The sequence below is a fragment of the Piscirickettsia litoralis genome, assembly GCF_001720395.1.
Classification (GTDB): Bacteria; Pseudomonadota; Gammaproteobacteria; order Piscirickettsiales; family Piscirickettsiaceae; genus Piscirickettsia; species Piscirickettsia litoralis.
The window spans coordinates 296,488-301,190 of record NZ_MDTU01000001.1; the positions used below are offsets into that span (position 1 = coordinate 296,488).

Consider the following 4,703-nt stretch of genomic DNA (forward strand, 5'->3'; position numbering starts at 1 on the left):
TTTTTATGCTTTTTTTGCTTTGTTAGGAAAAAATAATTTTGTTATCAAGGTGTTAAGTTGTTGAGAATGAAATTTTAAATGTCAGCGGTGATTTTTGATTGAACTGAATGGGAAGGACCCAACAAAATCACCCGCACAGCGTGCTTATGCCTGTAATGGATATTAAAGTTTGATGCTGCCCATGATATTCTCTTTAGTGGCTGATTATGAAATATTGAAAGAAATTTAAAATGCGAACAAGAGACGCTCTAGGTATGTACGATTTTATCATTATTGGTGGTGGCATTTTAGGCGCTTCGACGGCCTACCAATTACAACAGTGTAAGCCAACCTCACGCATATTGTTACTCGAAAAAGAAGCATCACCAGCGCTGCATCAAACCGGTCATAATAGCGGTGTAATCCATGCTGGAATCTATTATCCTCCTGGCAGTTTAAAGTCTAATTTCTGCTTAGCTGGAAACAAAGCAACCAAACAATTTTGCCAACAACACAATATCGACTTTGATGAATGTGGCAAATTGCTCGTTGCCACCTCAGAGCAAGAATTAGAACGTATGCAAATGCTGGAGCGACAAGCCCAACAAGTCAACTTAACAACCGAGCAACTTTCAGCAACTGAATTACACAAGAAAGAGCCCCTCCTCCAGGGTATTGGTGCGCTTTTTATCCCTTCTACCGCCATCGTTGATTTTCAAAAAAATTACTCAAAAAATGATTGATATTTTTGTTGAAAGTGGCGGGGAAGTGATATTCAATCAAGAAGTGAGTAAGATCTCAGAGTTTTCCGAGCATGTTTTAATTAAAACTCAAAATAAAGAATATATAACCGCATTTATGATTAGCTGTGCGGGGTTAATGTCTGACCGATTAGTGAAAAAAGCGGGTCTTAAAAATGATTTTTCGATTGTTCCTTTTAAAGGCAGTTACTATCAATTACCTAACCATACAGCCGTATCAAAACACCTGATTTATCCGATTCCTGACCCTAAGTTGCCTTTTTTAGGCGTTCACCTGACTCGTATGATCGATGGTAGCACAACAGTTGGACCCAATGCAGCCATTAGCTTCGCTCGTGAAAATTATAAGTCTTGTGCTGTTAACTTTAGGGATAGTCGAGAGCTGGTATTTTCTAGTAACTTTTGGAAATTGTTAAGGCGCTATTTAAAGCCCGCGCTGCATGAGTTAAAGCTTGGCTATTGCAAGAAGGCTTATCTTAAAGCCATACAAAAGTACTGCCCTTCGCTCACTTTGTCCGACCTTGCCCCTTATCCTCCAGGAATACGCGCACAAGCGGTTAGCTTGGAAGGTAAGCTGATCCATGACTTTTTATTTACTGAATCAAAACGTATGGTTCATGTCTGTAATGCACCATCCCCCGCGGCAACAGCGGCCATTCCTATTGGCGAACATATTATCCAGCGCGTACAAAGAAAACAGGATCGCTTATAACTGATAAAGTATTTAAAACTGGGAGTCTGTAGAATTAAGGTGAGGTAGGCGGTGGCTTTTTTTGATTTTTTTGTTTTTTTCTTATCGTTCTTCTTTGATGGGCCCTCATTATTTTCATCACCGTCTTCAGTTAGCGCATCTTTCTTGGCTGAAGGAGGAGAGAAGTCCATGGTCGCCCCTGTTTTTTTATCGATTTCTTTGGTTAATTCAACTGCGAGATTGCCATTGGATTGGCCTAATTTAGCAATATAAGAAGGAGTGTCTTGCACTAAAACCTGCACTTCTTCTGGCATCTCAAAAGGGATAATTTGGCCAACTTCCAATTGCATAATTTCTCGGGCAGTAAGCTCAACTTGAGCAAGGTCTGCTGTTAACCTTAGAGGAGAGCCAACAATTTCATGATGCAAGGATTGAATCCAACGCGTGTCTATATCAGTACTGTCACTTTGAATCCCTGCATCTAAAATATCACGAATCGGTTCAATCATGGGGTAAGGGAACCCAATTTGAAGCTTTCCTCCACCGCCATTTAATTCGATTTGAAAGGTGCTGACAAAAATTGCTTCAGTAGGACCGACAATATTGGCCATCGCAGGGTTAACTTCGGAGCTTTGATATTCAAAATTAACATCTAAAACAGGCGCCCAGGCATCTTTGTAGTCTACAAAAATTGTCTCTAGTAACAGCATAACAATACGTAATTCAGTAGGTGTGAACTCACGTCCTTCGATTTTGGCATGAAAACGACCGTCACTGCCAAAAAAATTGTCAACAAGAATGAAAATTAATCTTGCATCAAAAACAAATAAGCAATTTCCTCGAAGCGGCCTCATTTTCACCATGTTTAAGCTGGTAGGTACAAAAAGCGTATGCATATAATCAGAAAATTTATGCATTTGTATGCCATCTACACTTAGGTCGGGAATAGAGCGTAGTAGATTAAAAAGCGTTGTTCTAAATGTTCGAGCAAAGCGTTCATTGACCATTTCTAGGGTTGGCATTCGACCACGAACGATGCGCTCTTGGGAGTTAAAATCAATGGAGACGGGGGCATCAGGGTCTATTTCAACTTCTTCTGCAGCCTCGCTGCCATCTACACCATGCAGTAGCGCATCGATTTCATCTTGAGAGAGTAGGTCCGTTGACATGTCTTTTTATCTTCTTAGCATATCCCTTATATTTTATTATAATCCATTGAAGATCATTATGACTCTTTACCGTTAATTGAACGGTCGTTCTTTTTTCTTTTATAAGCCTTTACGCTAGGATACAATGTTACAGCAATCATGGTGCAGTGGATGTTTATGAGAGATAAGGAGATATTCATAATGAGTGGATTAGCAGGGGTTATTGCAGGCCAAACAGCAATTTGTACTGTAGGACAGGAAGGAAATAGTTTAAATTATCGCGGTTATTCAGTCGAAGATTTAGCAAAATATGCCTGTTTTGAAGAAGTGGCTTATTTATTACTTTATGGCCACTTGCCGACCTACAGTGAGTTATCAAGTTATCAAGACAAACTGATTTCTATGCGTGAATTACCTAAAGAATTAAAAATAGTGTTAGAGAAAATTCCAAAAACAGCACATCCGATGGATGTGTTAAGAACCGGAATCTCTTTTTTGGGGCATTTAGAACCTGAAACTGATCACTATCAAGGTTTAGAGATTGCCAATCGGTTAATTTCTGTCATGCCAGGCATTTTAAATTATTGGTATCATTTTTCTCATAATAATCGAAGAATTGAAACAAATCTAAATGATCTTTCATTAGCGAGTTATTTTTTGCATTTACTGCATAATAATAAAACTCCACCAGATCAGTTAATGGCCAAAACAGTTGATGTCTCTTTAACTTTATATGCAGAACATGAGTTTAATGCATCGACGTTTGCTGCACGAGTTTGTACAGCAACACTGTCAGATTTTTATTCGGCTATTGTTGCGGCTATTGGCACATTGCGAGGCCCTTTGCATGGGGGGGCAAATGAAGCAGCAATGGCGTTAATAGAAAGATTTGATTCACCTGAGCAAGCAGAGCAAGCCATTAGAAAGTTACTTGCTGAAAAGGTTAAAATCATGGGATTTGGTCACCGTGTTTATAAAATCCGCGATCCGCGTTCGGACATTATTAAAGCTTGCTCTAAAGAGTTATCCGGTTATCTAGAAGATAAAGTGTTATATGCCGTTTCAGAAAAGATAGAGCAGGTTATGATGACAGAGGAAAAAAATGTTTCCAAACTTAGATTTCTTTAGTGCATCAGCGTATCACTTTTGTAATATCCCAACAGCCATGTTTACCCCAATATTTGTTATGTCTCGAATCACCGGATGGGCCGCGCACATTATGGAGCAGCGTCAAAACAATAAACTCATTCGCCCAGGAGCTGAATATATAGGCCCTGAAGCGCGGGATTATATCGATATTAGTGCTCGTTAATAATTAATTATTTTAAAGAGGAATATAAAGATGATAAATAACCTTGCTGGTGATAATGCTCGCACTGATTATGATCAAGTCTTAAAAGACATTGCCGATTATATTTGTGATTATGAAATTACGTCAAAAGAAGCCTTAACAACAGCAAGGTATTGTCTGATGGATAGCTTAGGTTGCGCAATGCTTGCCTTAAATTATCCAGAATGTCAAAAAATTACTCGGTCCTATTATTCCTGGGACAATTGTTCCAAATGGCTCTCGGGTGATTGGCACGTCTTATGTCTTAGATCCAATTCAAGCTGCTTTTAACATAGGCACACTCATTCGTTGGTTAGATTTTAATGATACTTGGTTGGCTGCTGAATGGGGACACCCTTCTGATAATCTAGGCGCTATTTTAGCCGTTGCTGACTTTATTTCACAACAAAACAGCCTGGAAGGTAAAGCGCCATTATTAGTGAAAGATGTTCTTATTGCTATGATTAAAGCACATGAGATTCAAGGATGTTTAGCATTAGAGAATAGTTTTAACCGAGTTGGCTTAGACCATGTTGTGTTAGTGAAAATCGCTTCAATTGCGGTTGTCACGCATATGTTAGGGGGTGGTCGAGAACAAATATTAGATGCGCTTTCTCATGCTTGGGTGGATGGGCAAAGCCTGCGGACCTATCGCCATTCACCCAATACAGGTTCAAGAAAATCATGGGCCGCAGGCGATGCATGTGCGCGCGCGGTAAATCTTGCACTGATGGTGATGAAAGGGGAGATGGGCTATCCCAGTGCGCTATCAACTAAAGTATGGGGGTTTTATG

General features: G+C 39.7%; 3 protein-coding genes and 2 pseudogenes. 4 read left to right on the plus strand and 1 reads right to left on the minus strand.

Features of this window, described 5'->3' with window-relative positions; all coding sequences use genetic code 11:
- The first annotated feature begins 230 nt into the window (after positions 1–230).
- Positions 231–722, plus strand: coding sequence for an FAD-dependent oxidoreductase (locus tag BGC07_RS22915; RefSeq protein ID WP_268801587.1), 492 nt, complete (start codon positions 231–233; stop codon positions 720–722).
- Positions 715–1,452: an L-2-hydroxyglutarate oxidase gene (lhgO, locus tag BGC07_RS22920; RefSeq protein ID WP_268801588.1), complete on the plus strand. Its 738-nt coding sequence runs from the start codon at positions 715–717 to the stop codon at positions 1,450–1,452. The genes BGC07_RS22915 and lhgO overlap by 8 nt, the downstream gene beginning before the upstream one ends.
- Here the strand turns inward: lhgO and fliM are convergent.
- A complete protein-coding gene (gene fliM, locus BGC07_RS01365; RefSeq protein WP_235602822.1) occupies positions 1,356–2,600 on the minus strand; it encodes a flagellar motor switch protein FliM in 1,245 nt (414 codons plus the stop codon). The genes lhgO and fliM overlap by 97 nt on opposite strands.
- Before the next feature lie 180 nt (positions 2,601–2,780).
- On the opposite strand from fliM, the pseudogene prpC reads away from it, so the two are divergent.
- A pseudogene (prpC, locus tag BGC07_RS01370) lies at positions 2,781–3,891 on the plus strand (bifunctional 2-methylcitrate synthase/citrate synthase).
- Positions 3,892–3,921: 30 nt separating this feature from the next.
- Positions 3,922–4,703: pseudogene (locus tag BGC07_RS01375) on the plus strand (MmgE/PrpD family protein); the annotation flags it as partial.